At 42.1% G+C, this 18,840-nt stretch carries 14 protein-coding genes; 7 read left to right on the forward strand and 7 right to left on the reverse strand.

The features are described 5' to 3' along the window. Positions 1 to 246: 246 nt before the first annotated feature. Positions 247 to 2,523 carry an acyl-CoA dehydrogenase gene (locus tag G399_RS0112845; protein ID WP_006013057.1) on the reverse strand — a complete coding sequence of 759 codons (2,277 nt, stop codon included), beginning with the start codon at positions 2,521 to 2,523 and terminating at the stop codon, positions 247 to 249. 295 nt (positions 2,524 to 2,818) lie between these two features. On the opposite strand from G399_RS0112845, the gene G399_RS0112850 reads away from it, so the two are divergent. From G399_RS0112850 to G399_RS0112860, 3 genes are all read left to right on the forward strand, one after another. Beyond that, positions 2,819 to 3,076: a DUF3081 domain-containing protein gene (locus G399_RS0112850; protein WP_006013059.1), complete on the forward strand. Its 258-nt coding sequence runs from the start codon at positions 2,819 to 2,821 to the stop codon at positions 3,074 to 3,076. A 96-nt stretch (positions 3,077 to 3,172) separates the two neighbouring features. Then, the gene (lpxL, locus tag G399_RS0112855; protein WP_006013061.1) at positions 3,173 to 4,351 is read left to right on the forward strand and encodes an LpxL/LpxP family Kdo(2)-lipid IV(A) lauroyl/palmitoleoyl acyltransferase; all 1,179 of its coding nucleotides are present in this window, start codon (positions 3,173 to 3,175) and stop codon (positions 4,349 to 4,351) included. 77 nt (positions 4,352 to 4,428) lie between these two features. Continuing rightward, complete coding sequence (locus G399_RS0112860; protein WP_006013063.1) at positions 4,429 to 5,052, forward strand: TcpQ domain-containing protein; 624 nt, start codon at positions 4,429 to 4,431, stop codon at positions 5,050 to 5,052. A 183-nt stretch (positions 5,053 to 5,235) separates the two neighbouring features. Here the strand turns inward: G399_RS0112860 and glnE are convergent, their stop codons facing one another. Further along, positions 5,236 to 8,292 carry a bifunctional [glutamate--ammonia ligase]-adenylyl-L-tyrosine phosphorylase/[glutamate--ammonia-ligase] adenylyltransferase gene (glnE, locus tag G399_RS0112865; protein ID WP_006013065.1) on the reverse strand — a complete coding sequence of 1,019 codons (3,057 nt, stop codon included), beginning with the start codon at positions 8,290 to 8,292 and terminating at the stop codon, positions 5,236 to 5,238. Positions 8,293 to 8,371: 79 nt separating this feature from the next. Between glnE and G399_RS0112870 the strand changes: the two genes are divergently transcribed. Continuing rightward, on the forward strand, positions 8,372 to 9,277 hold the full coding sequence (locus G399_RS0112870; protein WP_006013067.1) for a DUF350 domain-containing protein: 906 nt from the start codon (positions 8,372 to 8,374) through the stop codon (positions 9,275 to 9,277). Here the strand turns inward: G399_RS0112870 and G399_RS0112875 are convergent. Continuing rightward, positions 9,252 to 9,602 carry a GIY-YIG nuclease family protein gene (locus tag G399_RS0112875; protein ID WP_006013069.1) on the reverse strand — a complete coding sequence of 117 codons (351 nt, stop codon included), beginning with the start codon at positions 9,600 to 9,602 and terminating at the stop codon, positions 9,252 to 9,254. The two genes, G399_RS0112870 and G399_RS0112875, sit on opposite strands and share 26 nt — an antisense overlap. A gap of 53 nt (positions 9,603 to 9,655) precedes the next feature. On the opposite strand from G399_RS0112875, the gene hldE reads away from it, so the two are divergent. Together hldE and G399_RS0112885 are read left to right on the forward strand one after the other, a co-directional pair. Then, complete coding sequence (hldE, locus tag G399_RS0112880) at positions 9,656 to 11,077, forward strand: bifunctional D-glycero-beta-D-manno-heptose-7-phosphate kinase/D-glycero-beta-D-manno-heptose 1-phosphate adenylyltransferase HldE (protein ID WP_006013072.1); 1,422 nt, start codon at positions 9,656 to 9,658, stop codon at positions 11,075 to 11,077. A 42-nt stretch (positions 11,078 to 11,119) separates the two neighbouring features. Further along, positions 11,120 to 12,169, forward strand: coding sequence for an XrtA/PEP-CTERM system-associated ATPase (locus G399_RS0112885; protein ID WP_006013074.1), 1,050 nt, complete (start codon positions 11,120 to 11,122; stop codon positions 12,167 to 12,169). Positions 12,170 to 12,225: 56 nt separating this feature from the next. On the opposite strand, the gene G399_RS0112890 is transcribed toward G399_RS0112885, so the two are convergent. Genes G399_RS0112890 through G399_RS0112905 form a run of 4 tightly spaced genes read right to left on the reverse strand, consistent with a single transcriptional unit; the run spans position 12,226 to position 17,206 of the window. Continuing rightward, complete coding sequence (locus tag G399_RS0112890; RefSeq protein WP_006013076.1) at positions 12,226 to 13,890, reverse strand: porin family protein; 1,665 nt, start codon at positions 13,888 to 13,890, stop codon at positions 12,226 to 12,228. A 25-nt stretch (positions 13,891 to 13,915) separates the two neighbouring features. Beyond that, positions 13,916 to 14,977: an XrtA-associated tyrosine autokinase gene (locus tag G399_RS0112895; RefSeq protein ID WP_006013078.1), complete on the reverse strand. Its 1,062-nt coding sequence runs from the start codon at positions 14,975 to 14,977 to the stop codon at positions 13,916 to 13,918. After that, positions 14,974 to 16,554, reverse strand: coding sequence for an XrtA system polysaccharide chain length determinant (locus tag G399_RS0112900; RefSeq protein WP_006013080.1), 1,581 nt, complete (start codon positions 16,552 to 16,554; stop codon positions 14,974 to 14,976). Before G399_RS0112900 ends, G399_RS0112895 begins: the two co-directional genes overlap by 4 nt. Before the next feature lie 22 nt (positions 16,555 to 16,576). Beyond that, entirely contained in the window at positions 16,577 to 17,206 is a 630-nt protein-coding gene (locus G399_RS0112905) for an XrtA/PEP-CTERM system exopolysaccharide export protein (RefSeq protein WP_006013083.1), read from the reverse strand. Between the two features lie 186 nt (positions 17,207 to 17,392). Here G399_RS0112905 and G399_RS0112910 point away from each other — a divergent pair, with 186 nt between their 5' ends. After that, entirely contained in the window at positions 17,393 to 18,805 is a 1,413-nt protein-coding gene (locus G399_RS0112910; protein WP_006013086.1) for a TIGR03013 family XrtA/PEP-CTERM system glycosyltransferase, read from the forward strand. The last annotated feature ends 35 nt before the right edge of the window (positions 18,806 to 18,840 follow it).

Below are 18,840 nucleotides of genomic sequence, written 5' to 3' on the forward strand. Positions count from 1 at the left end.
AATAGATGGGCTTGAATATACCGAATTCCGAGGTCTTTTAGAACCGCCAATTTAGCTCCGGTCTCAATTTATCGATGTTCTTTATCGACGTTCTTGAGCGGTAAGGTGATATGTATAATATGTTGCGACTGAAATTAGCATCCATGTGTTGGCCTACGAGCCAATAAAAAAGGCGCCCAAATGGACGCCTTTTATTGTCAATATTGCAGCCGTTGCAGCCTATTTAAGCGCTGCTCGACTCACAAGTTACGCCGCGTTTGCAGTCGCTTCTTCTGTTCTACTCGCAGTTTTACTTGCGCTAGGACCATCAGTCTCTTCAGCACTGAGTAATTCCATGTCGAAAGTAAATTCATCAACACGTACCGACAGCTTGCGTTTCTCATTGTATTGCAACAACGTTGTGCGCTCTGCGTCAGTTAAATCGCCTGCTTTGTGCATCGTATCCACTACGTGTTCAAACGAAATGAATGGAACGACAGGTGACTTACGTAATGCTTTTTGCACTTTAGATAATAATGGCATAGCAGCATGCTTGGCTTTAAATGCCTGCTCGTTAATATCGTTGCCGTCACCCGGCATTACTTTAACAAGGTGAGTTAGCTGTGCTTTGATGCTGCTGTCTTGCATAGATGCAGTTGACAATTCACGAACCAAGTCATCAGAAATATGGCTTATTGATGACGTATAAGTGTTGGTCAATACTCTCATCAAACCACGTGCTGGCACGTTCGGGAAGTTATTGATAAAATCAACAATCGCTTTTTCAGCTTGCTGTAGTGACCACTCCATTGCATAACGGAAATAAGCTTCAGCTTGAGCGCGATCTTTTACACGTTGCTCAAAGAACCTAATTGACGCCATTGCACCGTACAAGTAGCTCATTACATCGCCTAAACGCGCTGATAACAATTCTGCTTTTTTCAGTTCGCCGCCTAATACCAACAATGATAAGTCGGCTAGTGGTGCTAGTTTTGCAGCAAGTGCATTTACACGCTTCTCGTAAGGACGAACAATCGGGAAGTTCGATTCTGTAGAGCGTAAAAATGGCAAGTAGCTGTTGGCTAAACTTCTAAATGCGTTCCTAACACTGAACTTAACAGTTTTGATAAGTACTTTATTAAAATCTGCATCGGCTTTACTGTCTTCGCTATGGATCAAGTCAACCATTTCTTTTAAATGTGGGTGACAACGCATTGTACCTTGACCGAAAATCATCAAGCTACGGGTTAATATGTTTGCGCCTTCAACCGTAATTGCAATAGGTAATGCAGCATAGCCGTTTGCCAATGTGTTTTGCGGACCACGTTGTATTGCTTTACCTGCTTGTACGTCCATCGCTGAGTTTAATACATCACGACCTAACTCAGTCATGTGGTATTTGGCAATAGCAGTAACAACTGCTGGTGTAATACCTTCACCTAAACCTTCGGTGGTTAATACACGCATTGACTCTAGTAAAAAAGTTTTACCTGCAATGTCAGCAAGTTTGTCTTGAATACCTTCAAAGCGACCGATTGGCACACCAAATTGCTCACGTACGAATGAATACTCGGCGGTAGACTTAAACGCAGACTGCGCTGAAGCAACACCCATTGCTGGTAATGAAATACCGCGACCTGCACCTAGGCAGCTCACGAGCATTTGCCAACCGCGACCGATGTTCTTCTCGCCACCAATAATAAAGTCCATTGGGATGAATACATCTTTACCGCGGGTTGTACCGTTATAAAATTTTACGCCCATTGGGTCGTGACGGTTACCCATTTCAACACCAGGATGAGATTTAGGCAGTAATGCGCACGTAATACCTAGTGCCAGTTTGTCACCTAGTAGATGCTCTGGATCGAATACCTTAAATGCCAAGCCAAGCACTGTTGCGATAGGCGCAAGCGTAATGTAGCGCTTGTCCCATGTTACGCTTAGGCCAATGACTTCTTTACCTTCCCACATGCCTTTGGTCACAATGCCGGCATCAGGAATTGAGCCAGCGTCAGAGCCAGCTTCAGGGCTAGTTAGAGCGAAACAAGGAATGTCTTGGCCGATTGATAATTTAGGCAACCAATAGTTTTGTTGCGCTTCAGTACCGTAATGCATTAGCAGTTCGCCGGGGCCTAAGGAGTTAGGTACCATTACCGTCACGGCTATGGCACCACTTGTTGCTGCAATAGTGGCAACGATGGTTGAGTTTGCATAAGGACTGAATTCAAGACCACCAAATTTCTTTGGAATGATCATTGAGAAAAATTTGTTTTTACCAAGAAAATCGATGACTTCTTGTGGAATATGTTTGCTGTTACCTAGTTCGAACTCGTCGATCATGGCTAACAGTTCTTCCACTGGACCACTCAAGAAGGCTTGCTCGTCAGCGCTCAATACTGCTTGAGGAAGGCTGCGCAGGGCATGCATGTCAGGTTTGCCTTGATAAATAGACGATTCAATCCACACATCACCCGCATCTAAAGCTTCTTGCTCAGTTACTGAAATTGGTGGTAATACTTTTTTAAGGTTTGTTCTAATACTCATAAGTAACTTATCCGCTCATCTGACCAGTTGAATAATATATACTACATGAAAAAAAACAAAGATCAAAAATATTTGTTTAAAAAACATGCAGTCAGACCTGAAATATGTTTTATGGTAATAAATAGCGATGCAATTTATATGGCGAACAATAGTGTTATATCCGGAATTCTGATCTTGTAGTTTGGCTTTGCCTGTATTAGTAGCTATCATTACCACAGCAGGGCCCAGTGCCGCGAGCGTAAGCTGCTGTAAAATATTATCCAGCCAACCTGAAGTTGAGCGTTACAGGAGGAATATGAAAAATAGTTTAGATAGTAAATTATTATTACAAGTTTTTGAGAAAATTCGTCAGCATGGCGAACAACGAGATGGTGCTTATCACTTAAATGGCATTAAAGCGTTTACTGATTTTGATGGTTATACGCTGTATATAGAAGATGCGTTGGTCAAACTCAGTTATGGTTTTCATAACCAATATCACTTTGACTATGAAAAGCAGAGCCAATTTGACGCCTTTGAAAAAAAGTTAGTTAGCATCGACAAAGAGTACTGACCTCCAGACACGCGTTTTTTTAGGCGCGACGTGTCGGCTTCTGAAGCCCATTGATGACAGCGAAAGCGATGTCGGTGGGTGGTTCACAAGTGCGCTATGACCTTGTATAATAGGGAAAATACCTTAACCGACGTCAAACACATCAACGAGCGCATTGTGGACAAGCCAGAAACTAATAGCAATACCAATAAAAATACCAATAAAAACACCAATAAAAACACCAATAAAAACACCAATAAAAAAGTCATAGCTGATGAAAAGCCAATTGAGCCTACAATGACAGGATCAGAGCCACATAACTCCGCTACAATTGAAAAAAACACGTCGTCACAAAAACCATACAAACCAGTTAAAACCGTTATGGCTCCGCCGTTTACAGTCTCTTTTTTGCATCCAAAATATTGGGGCGTTTGGTTTGGCGCTGGCTTACTTTACGTCATCACGTGGCTGCCTCTGCCGATGATTAAATTAGTCGCCAGAGTTGTTGCGAAACTGACTGCGGTGCTGGTTCCAAAGCGCATTCAAATAGCCCGTAAAAATCTAGAGCTTTGTTATCCGTCGTGGTCCGCGCAGAAGCGCGACAAAGTATTAAAAGACAATGTGTTTCGCACATCAATGGGCTTGTTTGAAACTGGCATGGGCTGGTGGTGGCCAGAGTGGCGCGTGCGTCGCGTTGCTGAGGTTGAAGGTCTTGATAATGCATTAAAAGTACTGGCATCAGGGAAGGGAGTTTTCGGTTTAACTTTGCACAATGTTAATTTGGAAATAGGCTGTCGAATCATTGGATATGCTCATCCCTGTATCGCGTTTTACCGCAAGCATAACAATCCGCTAATTAATTACATGCAGTATCATGGCCGCAACCGTTCAAACAAATACATGATTGATAAACGCAATGCCAAAGCCTTAATTCAAGCCATGAATGAAAATGAGTTCTGCTTATACTTCCCTGATCAAGATTATGGTAAAAGCACAAGTATTTTTGTTCCTTTTGGTGGCGTTGCGCGCACAGCAACTACTACCGCTACACTCATGTTTGCCAACCGAGCCAACTGCGTGCCATTAATGGTAGTGTCGCAATACACTAAAAAAGGCTACAAAGTAAAAATTGGTGCACCAATTGACTATTTGGCCGATAAAGATCAAGAGGTCGCATTAACCAAGCTAAACGAAGACGTACTAAAAGTGGTGAACGAGCAACCAGACAGTTACTTGTGGATGCATAAGCGTTTTAAAACTCGGCCTGTCGATCAACCTGAGTCTTTGTATAAGTAGCGTTAACTCAGGTAAATAATCTGAATTAAAAAGAAGCGAGAGTCTTGCACACTCGCTTTGTTGCAAAGGTAGTAAAAATGTCGGGTAAAAAAAAATCCACAGGCTGGCAAAAACATTTGGCGTTAGGCGTTCTTGTGCTATTGGCGACGATACTTTTTTTGGTATACAGGCCAGATAGTATGGATTTACCTATTCTATCGGACGGCGAGGTTAGCGAACAAAAAGATAATATTTCAGACAACCTCGCTCGCTTCTATGAAGAATTTCGGTTGTCATCTTCAGATCCTATCAAAGACGAGTTTGGTGATTTTGTGGTTGCACTGAAGACACCCAAAAAAACGCAAACCCAGCAATTGGTCGCGATCAGAAGTGTTGATAATCCCCCAGAACAGGATTGGGAAGGGAACTACAAGGTTAGAAGCTTTGCCCAAGGCACCACGATCAAAACCGAAGCAATGAAATATGCTGAACAAGAGGGTGTGCAGTTAATCTGGGATCTCAGTCAGGACTTTATTATTCGCCAGCGTTTTTTATCTGAGGATAGCTTAGTGGGGACTCTCGATGAGATCGCCGGAGCGATCGATGCGAACTTCGTTCCTGAAGTTAAGGTGTATTTTTGCCATAAAAAGAAGACGATCGTCATTGCTGACAAAGCAGGTACCTACGTAGTTGAAAATTGCACAAAAGCAGGCTTTAACTAGCTGCAGTGTCTGCGTTTAAGCGACACATAAATCCATCTAACAATCCATCCATAAATATGTCAATTCATCAATCAATCCATAAATCAGTTGATCCATCAATCCATTCACAAATAAGTCAATTCATCAATCAATCCATAAATCAGCTAATCCGTAAATCCATAAATCAGTCAATCTATAAATCCACTAATCCTTAAAAACCAGCGCATAATTACCTTGAATAGTGTGCATGTGTTTTTCTAAGCCCGGCACCGCTGTATTGCGACCAAATGCACCCAAGCTTAATTTATGTAACTGATTTCGAATAAATAAATACGCTTCTTGTAATTCTTTGTTTTGGCTTGTGCTAATAATATCCGCTTGTGCAAGTGAATCGAGGATACGTAAGTTGTCACTCCATTTTGTTAGCTCGCTATGGGTATGACTGTAAAGTAATACCCAATACTGCGTTAAAAACTCTAAATCAGTAATGCCGCCTGAGGTTTGTTTCAAGTCAGCATTGTGACTATTTGACTTATCCAAGTGCTGTCGCATTTTTTCACGCATGTCAGCCACTTCTTTTCGTAGGACACTTATTTCTCTTTTTTTCTCCAGCACGTGTTTGCGAATGTCAGTAAATTTATGCTCTAAGGCAGCGTGGCCATAAACATATCTGGCCCTAACCAAAGCTTGATGCTCCCAAGTCCACGCACTATTTTCTTGATAGTGAGAAAAAGTATCAATATGACTAATAAGCAAGCCTGAATTACCTGATGGTCGCAATCTTAAATCAATTTCATAAAGGTTATTTAGATAGGTTTTTGTGGTGAAAATATGCGTGACCCGTTGCACTAGTTTGACAAAAAATTCACTACACGATATTTGTTTTTGAGCATCGGTCATGGTAGCCAGATTAACGTCATGCACAAAAACGATATCTAGGTCGGAACCATAGCCCAACTCAATCCCGCCCATTTTGCCATAAGCTAAAACGCCCAATCCTTTGCTTTGCATTGAGTAGCCCTGTGGCGTACCGTAACGGCTCACCATTTGTATCCATGCAATGTCAATCACTTGGGCAAGTAATACCTCTGCCAGGACCGTGAGCTTGTCACTGACATTATTAATAGCCAAGGTGCCGGTAGTGTCTGCCGCGGCAATACGCAACTGTTGCGTGAGTTTGAAGTAGCGCAGGGCATCCATTTGAGCTTCAACATCATCGGGTTCTACTCTGAGAAGCTGTAAGCGCAGCTCGTTTTCATATTCACTGCGCCAAGTTGCTATATCAGCTTGGTCGGGCTGCAGGTAAGCGGGATGGAGTAACTCATCTAATAACAATGGAAATGCTTTTATTTGCTTGGCTACCCACTGACTATTTGCAGACAGCGTAATCAATCGTCTTCTAACCGCTGGGTTTTCGAGTAGTAAGTCGAGATACGTTGTGCGCCCAACAATGGTTAATAAAATATTAAAAATACGCTCAAACAGTTCACTTTCATTGTGGATAATGTCGCTGTCAGTGCTGTCTTGATAATGCAGTACTTCGTTAAGCAATTGAGGAATAAGTTTGTCGAGGGTGTTATGTCCTCGTTGTCCAATGTCATGTTTAGTGCACTTGCGCTTAAATTCAACAAGTTGCGCACTGAGTTTTTCAGACTCTGCGGTGTCTCCTACAATAGGTAAAAGCACGCTTTGTATTTCTGCTGTATCTAGATCTAATAGCCATAAATCGTTAAAAGATTGATTTAGCGCTTGGCTCTCGTCTTTTTCCTCGGGGCTCTCTTCAATTAGCGACCTAAAGTGACCATTAATACGCTGCATATGTTGTTGTATTTGATCAATTTGCAGTGCAGTGCCAAGGTCAGAATTACGGCTCAATGGTGTATCGTGTTTGGGCATAGTTGCCAATAAAAACTCGAGTCTTGCTTTGTCCAAGTCACAGTCGGGCAACTGCTGGGTTTGTTTGTCATCAAAAGCTTGTAAATAGTGTTCAACTTGACGCAAAAAAAGGTAACTATTTTGTAATTCTGCGGCGTCTTTTTTGGGTAAAAAATCATGCTCAACTAGTGCTTTAAATGAGGCAAGAATAGATTTTGTTTGGCACTCAGTAACTCTACCTGCATGGATCATCTGTAGCGATTGCACAAAAAACTCAACTTCTCTAATACCGCCTTTACCCAATTTAATGTTATTGGTTAAATTGCGCCGAGCGACTTCATTCTCAATCAGTTGTTTCATATTTCGCAACGACTCAATGGTGGTAAAATCAAGATACTTGCGATACACAAAAGGGGTAATAATGCTTTGCAGTTCTCTTACTGCCTCAGAATCTGGGTTGATGACGCGCGCTTTTTGCATCGCAAACCTTTCCCATTCGCGGCCTTGCTCTAAATAATACGATTCAAATGCCCCCATGGAAACCACCAACGGGCCACCGTCTCCCAGAGGGCGCAGGCGCATATCAACGCGATACACTTGTCCGTCCATTGTGGTTTGATGCAATGCCGCAATCAGCTTCTGCGCCAAGCGCGTAAAAAAGGTCTGATGATCAAGGGGTTTACGCGGATGATCAGTTTCCCCTGATCCTGGATAAACAAAAATTAAATCAATGTCAGATGAAAAGTTGAGCTCATGTCCACCTAGTTTGCCCATCCCAATGACCAATAATTGCTGTTGCTGCAGAATGGGTGCTGAGTTCTCTACTGAGTTCTCTACTGAGTTCTCTGCTGCTTGGCTAACCGGCGCCGGCTTGCCGTATCTTTTACATGCGTTTTGATATAACCACGCATTGGCAGAATTAATTAGCGCGTCGGCTAAATGCGAAATGGCCAGCAGTGATTGCTTTATATCAGCTTTGTAAACCAAATCGCGCCAAGCAATCGACAGCATTATTAAATGTCGAAATTGACGCAGTCCTGCATGCAGAGTTGCTTCGTTATTTAACGTGGCTAACGCTTGCTCAAGATGGTGTTGCAACTGCAAATAATATTCTTGATATTGTTGGCCATCATGCTCGGGGTGCTCAATAATAGTTGGCAGTTTGTGCATAAATTGAATAGGGTATTGCTGCGCCGTTCGAGCAATAAAATCGCTCAACGCAAAAGCCTGCATCACCTGCTCTTTGTGTTTATCTAATAGCTGAAGATAGCGAGCTTGTTTTTTAGCTTCTTGCACATCCTTAGCTAAGGCACTGTCGAGTTTTTCCATAAAGTCGGCAAAGTGGCTGTTGGCGCGCTCAATTAAAATAATCGGTAATTTTTGCATTTAAACTCATTTGCATAATTGTCAATACAGTTATTATGCTACAGTTTTTAATTATATGTGTCGTCAGGATTATTCCAATATGGAACAACTGGTAAAACTTGTACCCTTATCATCAGACATTTTGATTTATTTGGCTATCGATATTTCTATTGCCATTGCGCTGTTGTTTGCAATTCGCGCATTGTCGGGTTTATTTACAAAAACCAGCGTTAGAATTGAATTAGGTGAGAATGATAACTTTGCATTTGGTATCAGCATGGCTGGTAGAATGTTATCACTCACTATCGTTCTGTCAGCCGTAGTTGGGCGACATAATCATTTGGGTTTTGAGGGCGCGGCCTTGGGTATGCTGATATTTGGCAGTATCGGTATCGTGTTAGTAAAAGTAGGTCGTTATGCTCACGATAAAGTCGTGTTAAACCTACTCGATAAAAACCAAATGATTTCTGAGAAGAATGTATCAATAGGCTTAGTGGATGCGGCTAGCTCGGTTGCCAGTGCAATTATCATCAAGAGTATCATTAAGTGGGCGGCGGGAGCCGACGTTAATACATTTATTGCGATTTTATCGGGTTCAATGGTGGTACTAAGTATGCTGTTATTGACGACTCGTTTATATGAACTTCGCTATGCCAGCAACAATCAAGATAACAGCTTTCAACAAGCGCTTGGTAAAGGACAATTAGCCTTAGCAATACAGCATTCGGGTAACCTAATAGGAACAGCGATAGCGGTTTCTTCAGCAGGCTCTATTTTAGTTTACGATCCACAGGCATACGTCAGTAATATGACCGGTTGGCTAGTCTTTAGTGCCGGGTTTTCAGTGTTTCTTATCATATTGTCGAGTGTGTCAAAACGTATTATATTGAGTGGCGTTAAGTGGAAAACAGAAGTCGATTTACACCATAATGTGGGTATTGCCAGTATCGAATTTGTGTTAAGTATTGGTTTAGCATTGCTTATTGCGGGGTTATTTTCAGGTTAGTATTCTCCTGAATAGCCTGCGAGCCAAGCAATTCATGTTCAACAGGTAAGACTAACATGCCCGCTACTAGCTTATTTTTATATTGCCTGGTTTGTTTTTTCAACCAGCGTTCTAATTTTAGTGCTTCTGATTGATTACCTATCCGAGCACAAAACACCAGCAACAGTGGGCCTTTTCCTTTCAACGCCTTGGCACATTTGGGGCTGTTACTTGCGTGTTCAAAAAAACGGCGCTGTACATCTACGGTAATACCGCAATACAGTTGGTTAAGTTTGTTTTTTATGAGGTAGATAAACCAAGGTTTATCGGAATTTTTCTGATTCATTGTTATACTCTCAAACAATTCAAAAAAAATAGCAATTCACAAGACAGTTAATCATGCAAATACCTGATTTTAGCAAAGCGAAAATTCTTATTATTGGCGACGTAATGTTGGACCGTTATTGGTCTGGCCCTACTGCACGTATTTCTCCTGAAGCACCAGTACCAGTAGTGCGTGTGGATGATATAGAAGACCGTCCTGGTGGCGCAGCAAACGTGGCTATTAACGCCGCAACATTGGGTGCTCAAGTTGTATTGATTGGCATGACCGGTCAAGACGAGGCTGCTCAAATACTCACCGATCGCTTGGTAGCGATGAACGTGACGTGTGAATTTTCCAAAGTAGCGACTCAGGACACCATAACCAAGCTGCGGATAATGAGCCGTAACCAGCAGTTACTGCGCCTCGACTTTGAGAAGAGCTTTGCTAAGAACGATAAAGCGGAATTACTAGCCAAGTTTGAAGAGCAAGTTCAGCACACCGATCTGGTTGTTTTATCCGACTACAACAAAGGCTGTTTGTCGGACCCTCAATCACTTATTTTACTTGCCCGCAAATACAACAAACCGGTGATTGTTGACCCCAAAGGAAGTGACTTTGCCAGATACAAAGGAGCAACCTTACTGACCCCTAATATGTCAGAATTCGAAGACGAAATGGGTGTTTGTGAAAGCGAAGACGAATTATTTACCCATGCACAAGCCCTAAAGCAACAATGCGATCTGGACGCGGTATTAGTAACTCGTTCAGAAAAAGGCATGTCGTTGTTTCAAGAACAAGTTTATCATTTACCCGCGCACGCCAAAGAGGTGTATGACGTCACTGGCGCAGGCGATACCGTTATTTCTACTTTAGCTTGCTGCATTGCAGTTGGTTTGCCGTTGGCAAGAGCGTGTCAGTTTGCCAATCATGCTGCTAGCGTGGTGGTGGGCAAATTAGGTACATCAACAGTGTCAACGACCGAGCTTGCTATTGCGGTTAATGCGCAAGTGCATCAAGGTGGTGGCGTTATGAATGCCCAGCAACTTCGCCTTGCTGTGCAGCAAGCACAGCGCAAAGGCGAACGTGTAGTCATGACCAACGGCTGTTTTGATATTTTACATTCTGGGCATGTTGCATATTTAACCGAAGCCGCAACCTTGGGTGAGCGCCTAATTGTTGCTGTTAATACCGACGACTCAGTGCGTAAACTTAAGGGCGAGGGCCGACCAATTAACAATTTGCAGCGCAGAATGGCGGTATTGGCAGGTTTGAGTGCGGTTGATTGGGTTGTGCCTTTTAGTGAGGACACCCCACAAGCACTCATTACCGATATTTTGCCCGATGTGTTAGTCAAAGGCGGTGATTATCAGATACATGAAATTGCCGGTGGCAGCGACGTTATCGCCAATGGTGGCGAGGTCCGCGTGCTTTTATTTGAACAGGGAGTGTCTACCACAGGCATTATTTCACAGATTGTAAATGCAGACGCAAAGTAGTGTATATTATGAACGATTTTAAAATGGAGAGGCAATAAAATAATGTATGAAGATTATTACGGACTAAAATCAAAGCCTTTTCAACTAACCCCCGACCCGGGCTTCTTTTTTGCAAGTAAATTGCATAAGCGAGCGATGTCATACTTGCAGTATGGGTTGTCGCAAGCAGAGGGGTTTATTGTTATTACAGGTGACATAGGCACAGGCAAAACCACTATTGCGAATAGCCTATTGGATAGTCTTGAAGAAGATATTTTTGCAGCGCAAATAGTGACGCCTAAGCTATCACCCGATGAAATTGTGAAAATGGTGGCATCCAAGTTTGAACTAGACGTTGCCGGTAAAAGCAAAGCGGAAATTCTCGATGATTTGGAACGTTTTTTAAATCAACTGGCCGCGCAAGGTAAGCGTGCCTTATTGCTGGTTGATGAAGCACAAAATTTACCATTAGAAACCATTGAAGAATTACGCATGTTGTCTAATTTTCAAAAAGCAGGCAAGCCTCTACTGCAGAGCTTTCTGTTAGGTCAAGACGAACTGCAGCCGATTTTACGTGCACCCAATATGGAGCAATTTCGCCAGCGTATTGTTGCTTCATGTCATTTAGCGCCGCTTAATTCTCAAGAAGCGCGCGAATACATTGAGTTTCGTTTACAGCATGCTGGTTATGCAGGTGAAGGCTTGTTTAGTGATGACTCTTTTGCCGCTATTCACGACTTTTCACGCGGCGTACCTAGGCGCATGAATACCTTATTGGATCGCGTTTTGTTATATGGTTTTTTGGAAGAAATAGAATTTTTTCAAGTAGACCAAGTTAATTTGGTGATTGATGAAGTGAAGTCAGAAATGTTTATACCTGATAATCTAGTACCAGTAAGAGATGAGGTTTTTACTACGGATCCAGAGGCCCTCAGATTCACTGCAAAAGGCACTGAAATACATGAGGCTCAGTATTATAAAGATATGCTGCATGAGCTTGTGGATGCTTTAGATGACGCCTTGAAGCACAAAATTAAACTAACCCAGTATATCGACAAGTTATTGAAGAAAAAGTATCAGGCTTATGTGCGCTTGAAGAGTGATGATGAGTGAGGATAAGCCGCGGGGTATTAACTTTCGCGCTATCTACCAAATTAGCAGGTAATGCCTTACTTCGTTAAGTTGTATTTGAGATTTAACGAAACTCGGCGGTCCTTAATGTCGCCAGTTAGGCCTGCGGAACCGCCGCTGCCAATCACTCGGCCTTCAGTTTCTCGTTGCAAATAAGAAAAGTTTAAGGATAGATTAAAATAACGGCCCATATCACGGTCAAGGCTTAACTTAGTGCTTAGTACCTCTGAAGTACCTTTAGCACCTTCAAATATATCGTCCGTAATCGCCGCATCGGTAGTCCAACTAATATTGGTTTTACGTCCAATGGCAAACGCAACTGATGTACTCGCTGAATAGGTTCTGGATAATCGGTCAAACTCTAAGTATTCATTGGTAAAATAGCGTCCACTTAATGACACCTTGGTTCTACGCAGTTCTGTGCCTAACTGCCAAGAAAGCCCTTTACGTAAAATAATATCATCACTAATGACTGGATTTTGAGAACTAAATTGCACAAATTGTTCATTAGGCTGTGGTTGGTAGTTAAGTGAACTTGGCTGAAAACAGGCCGCTAAATCGCTAATGCCGTCGGTACAAATAAACACGCCTAGGTTTTCAGGCTCAGCAATTAAGCGTGAAAAAGTGGTCACTTCTTCGGAATAAGTAATTTGTGTTCTGAATTTTTTAAGTCGGTGTTGAAAACTAAAATTACCGCTTTCGCCAAAGAAACGTCGAGTATAATCGGCATTAACCTGAGTTCGTGGTGTAAATTGCCAGTTTACGTTAGCACCAATGAAACCTTTATTGTCTTCATCCGCTTCAATAGCGTCGCTATCTGCGCTGTTCCAAGTAAGAGAAATAAATTTATTTTCTGCTTGTCTCCATACTAAACCAGCACCAACGCTATTAAACTGGCGTACATTTGAAAATACATCGTTTTGCGATTTGACCTGATTGGCCTCGTGATTTGCGGTAACTAAAAAACCAAGGTTGCTAATGAAGCGATAAGACATGTTGCCGTTAACGACTCGGTTGGTATAGTCACCCTGTACGCTACGGTCGGATACACTAAAGTCACTGGTAATTTGCGCCCTAAAACGTTCAAAATCATTTCCGGTATAGGTTTTTGTGTTAATACTGATAACGTCGCTGTTTAACTGATTAAACGAGTTTTCACGCCTTTCGCTTTCGGTAGTAGAGTAATTAATTTGGCTTGAATGGCCAAAGTAGTCACCTCGGGGAAGCGTAAAGTCGGCACCAAAACGGTTAGACCGTGTTTTTGTTAAGTTTTCCGCATTCAGCAAGAAGCTGTCCACTAAGAAACCATCTGCTGACGCGCTTTGATAATTTAAGGCACCACTGGCGGTGAAGGTGAGCAGATCCTGTATGGCTGCGAAACTGCCGCCATAAGCATAATTTGTGTAATTGTTGGTTACATCAGCATCTTCAAGGCTTCGACTAACGTTATTATGAGTTGCCCGCCAAAACGCATTAATGCGTTTTGATGTAAAGTTAAGTGATAATTGAGGTCGTATAATGAAGTTGGTTGAATTGATGGTTTGTTGTTGTTCATCAGAATACACGTCTTGATAAACAATTTCATTATCGACACCAACAGCCCACACTAGCTCGTTAGCAGTAGCTGAGGAACTTAGCGTCTGCAGTATCAAAGGCATGCAAGCAAGTATTGATAAAGCTAGGTGCTTGTTTTTATACAACATCAATAAACGCTTCCTTATGTCTTTCTTATGCCTTTGGGGCAGGCTGTTCTTCGCCTTCTCTATCGCTACCGTAATGATGATAGCCGTAGTAACCTGTTTGCTCTGATGAATTAAGTGATTTATTCACCACAAAGCCAATCGCCATATTAGGGTTTAATCGCGCCACCGCTTTTTGAATATCTGATAGCTTTGAACGACCTTCTTCAACTACCACAACAGCTTGACCAGCAAAGTTAGCCAATACAGCGGACTCATTAATACCAATAATTGGCGGCGTATCAATAATGATGACTCTGTCAGGGTACCGGGTAGAAAATTCAGTGATCAGGTCGCTCATTGCCTTACTGGCTAGCAACTCGGTGGATAAATGGTGAGCGCGGCCTGCAGGGATAATTCTTAACTTGTCGATATTAGAGCCAAACATAACGTCGCCAATTTCTTTTACATCGCCCAACAAATACTCTATTAAGCCATGTCGTTCTTTTAAACCTAATGTTCTTAGCGTGTTGGGTTTTAAAACATCGGCATCGACTAGTAATACACGTTTGTCTTTTTCTGCCGCTATACTCAATGCCAGATTAATCGCAGTAAAGGTTTTTCCTTCACTCGGACGAGCGCTGGTGACCATAATAATGTTGGCATTGGTGAGTGTTTTTGACAGTGCACCAAAAGCATTGGATAAAAGCTTACGCTTTATTTCACGGTATTCTTCATTAATTTGACTGCGGGTGCTGTGCAGTGACACAAAACCGCGACTTTCTAAATCGGCAATATCAATTTCAAAAGTTTGGCTCGTCAATTGCGCATTTTCAACTGATTTCTCACCTGACTTTTCATCTGACTTTTCATCTGGTTTTTCAGCCGGCTTAGCAGACTCTACTGCCGGATAAGCCTGCTCAATAATATTTACTTTAGCAGTCTCAGTGCTGTCACTATCTGAGTTTACAGCGCCTGTTTCAACGTTAGACGCGCTGGCCACATCAGGCGGATCGAGTTTTTCACCTTCAGCATTTAAAAGCGCAGCCTCTTTTTTCAAACGTTCAGCTTCTTTTTGACGAAGTAAGGCTTTTTCTATTGTATTGTTCATAATGGTATTTTGCTCGCCAAGTCAATGTTCATAATCTCTACTGCAATTAAACCAGCATATAGTACGATAATTGCACCAGAAGACATTGCAAAAATAAACATGCGCATCTTATTTCGTTTTTTAATACTAACAATATCTAAATGAGCAACTGCACCCCAAATTGGAAAGCCTGTCAGGTCTGAAATTTGTTGACCACGCACTAACACAGGCTTGATCATACTCATTAAAAAGGCGAGGCCGCCGCCGAGACCAAAGCCGAATATTAAAACGCCAGTATAAAATATAATGCGTTTTGGTCCACTTGGTTTATCGGCAATTAATGGTGGGCGAATGATCCTAAATTGCAAATCGTCAGAGTCGCTATCTGCTCTTCTGCTTAGATTATTAGATTCACGGCGTGATAATAATTCTTCGTATTTTTGCTTTTTAATATCATAGTCACGGTTTAACCCAGTTTCTTCCGATTCTATCTGTGGGACTGAATCAATAATAGATTGCAGATCAGTTATCCTACTCTGGGTGTCTTTTTCGCGCACATTTAATGACGCTAACATACCTTCTAAACGAGCAATTTCAAGGCTGAGCTGGCGATCACTTTCAGTTAGCATTGATGGTGATTCATCGTCTGTGTCTTGCGCTAAAAAAACTTCAATGTCTTTCTGTCTTGCTTCTTTTAGTGCTTCCATTAGATTGTTAGATTCGATTACATCGGGATGTTGCTCGGTAAAACGCAATTTCAATTCATCTAAGCGGCTTTCTAAGGCTAAAATACGTTCGTCATACCTGGTAGTTAACACTTGTTCACCACCGTTACTGCGCACGCCAAAGCCATCAGCCGCTTTTAGTGCTTGGCGAGATTGCCCTTTCATGGCATTAATTTGTTGCTGTGTTTCTTTAATCGTAAGCTTAGTTACTTCCATCTGCTGCCTTAGTGACTGCAGGTTTGCGTAAAAAGATCCTTGCGCAGGCAAAATTTCGCTGTACTTTCGTTGAAATGCAGCAAGGCGCTGCTCACTCTCAGCTAGGTCGTTTTCATATTCTGCGATTTGTTCATCTAAAAACCGAGTGGTTGTGTCGGTTCCTTTTTGTGAGCTCCCAAGTGAGCCCTCAACGAAAAGGTCGAGGGTTTCTTGAACGACAGTGCGCGCCATTTCAGGGCTTTCATTCGCATAAGAAATAGTATAAATGTTGTCTCGTCCCGTTCCTGCTAAATTAATGTCCTCTGTTAATTGCGTAATCAGCTTATTGTATGCTTCGTCGCCAATCACCGTAATATCTAAATCCGACTGGCGCGCAATAATTTCAACATTTGATCGACTGAGTAACGTTCTGGCCATCATCTGTATCTCCTGCGCTGGGTTAGAACCGATAACCATACCGACCAAAAGCGGCTGCAGTACTGAGCGAGTGTCAACGTAAACTTGGGCGTCAGATTTATAAACGTCAGGTAGCGTGGTCACATAAAAAAAGCCGATAGGGCATATCAGCCATGAGCATATCATCACATATCGTTTCTTTATCCAGATCCCTCGGATAAAGTCGAGCACCATTTGAATGGTTTGTTCTAAATCTTGCATGTAAACAGTTCTCTAAATTTGCCTAAAACCAAGCTTCTGGAATAATGATGATGTCGCCGGGTAGTATGTCGATATTTTGAGTAATATCGCCGTCTTTTATTAGCTTTTCTATATTCAATTCAAATGTGGTTTGCTGGCCGTCAATAACACGCACTAATTTTGCGCTATTACCACTCGCAAATTCAGTTAGCCCGCCTACCGCAATCATCAGGTCGAGTAGGGTCATGTTTTCCGTGTAATTAAATGCACTGGGGTTTGCGGCTTCGCCTATTACGCGAACCTGCTCACTGAAAGGACCTTGGAAGCGACCAACGCTGACCGTTACGCGAGGACTGTTTATATAAGTAGCCAGTTGCTCTTCTAGTTGACGAGCAAGCATGGTGGGGGTTCTGCCGGACACTTCCACATCTTCAACCAATGACGTGGTTACTTTGCCATCCGGTCGCACAACAAAATTGCCTGAAATTTCTGGATTTCGCCAAACAAAAATAGTCAGGCTGTCGCCCGGACCGATAAGGTACTGGTAATCATTAACGTTGGTGGTTAATGAAGCTCGAGTTGTTGCTTGTGGCAACGTGTTAACACTACATCCCGTTATAACAAACGTGGCAAAAAGTAGTCCAACGATGCCCAATTGATGTGCTTTTTTCATCCCTAAATTTCCTTCATATATGTTGATGATATTCGGAAAGTTCATCATAAATTATAAAACAGTCATTTACCCGAGCGTGAAAACTATTATACTGCTCAACGAATTAACTTAAGTTTATCTTAATTAAATCAATTATCATACGTTTAAACACTTGTTTCTATAAATGTCGGGTGGTAAAGGGAAGTTATGGCATCGAGCAACAAAAGACAAAATAAACGCTCAACGGCGCTAGTGCTCACTGAAGCCGTACTAGTATCGTATGTAAGTTACATTGCTAGTTTTGTTTTGGTGAGTCTTCAACTTATCCCAAAGCCGAACTCTGAAGCACTCGCCATTAACATATTTCTGTTGATGATTGCGATATTAGTCTGTTCTTTGTCAGTGGGTTTATACGAAACTAAGCTGCGTGAAACCTTTAGAGGCATTATTCGACGTATTTTCGTTAGTTTGGTATTGAGTTATTTTATTGTCGAAATCATAACCAGCGCGCTGTTTACGCAACTCGACCTGCATCCATATTTTTTGCCAACCGCTATCTGTTTCAATATCCTCACCCTTATTTTCTTCCGTTATTTTACCAATCGACTGGGCTTAATGGGCCTGAGTAGCTCTCGCATATTGGTATTAGGAGCCGGTGTTAGGGCGGCCATCATCGAAAATAATATGCGACGAGACGTCGACCGCTTAGGATTTGAATTGGTTGGCTTTGTGCCCATTCCCGGCGATGATAGGCAGAGTGGGGTGCAGCGTGAAAAAATTATTCATGTAAAAGTAGATGAATCGTTTAGGCAGTTTTTAAACGACAACAATATTGAAGAAATCGTGGTTGCTTGCGACCAGCGACGAGGCACATTGCCTGTTTCTGCGTTATTTGATTGCCGCTTAAGGGGCATTGAAGTAACCGACCTTTTGGACTTTATGGAGCGCGAGCGAGGCCAAATTGTGGTTGATCTGATGTACCCAAGTTGGGTTATTTATTCCAACGGTTTTCATTCGCAAAATTATTTACGCGAGTCGCTCGACTATATGTTGAATATAATGCTGGCGGGCTTTGTGATGTTTTTCGCATGGCCTTTGATGTTACTTACCGCCATTATTATTTATATCGATGATGGTTTTCGAACCGGCGCATCGGTATTTTATAAACAAGAAAGAGTAGGTAAAGACGGTAAACTATTCAACATTCTAAAATTCAGAAGCATGCGCCCTGACGCAGAAAAAGATGGCGCTAAGTGGGCGACCAAAAATGATAACCGGGTTACTGGCATTGGTAATTTTATTCGAAAGTATCGAATTGATGAACTTCCGCAACTATTGAATGTGATCAAAGGTGAAATGTCATTTATTGGTCCGCGACCAGAGCGTCCTCAGTTTGTGCAGCAATTAATAAAAGAAGTGCCTTATTACAATCAGCGTCACAATGTAAAGCCAGGTCTAGCCGGTTGGGCGCAGTTAAATTATCCTTATGGCGCAAGCGTCAATGATTCACTCGAAAAACTAAAATTTGATTTATATTACGTTAAGCATCAAAGTTTGTTGCTAGACCTACTAATATTGATCAGAACCGTTGAAGTTGTTTTATTTGGCAAAGGTCGTTAATCGTTACGTCGATTATCGAATAGAGGAAATAAGCC

The sequence above is a fragment of the Brumicola pallidula DSM 14239 = ACAM 615 genome, assembly GCF_000428905.1.
Classification (GTDB): Bacteria; Pseudomonadota; Gammaproteobacteria; order Enterobacterales; family Alteromonadaceae; genus Glaciecola; species Glaciecola pallidula.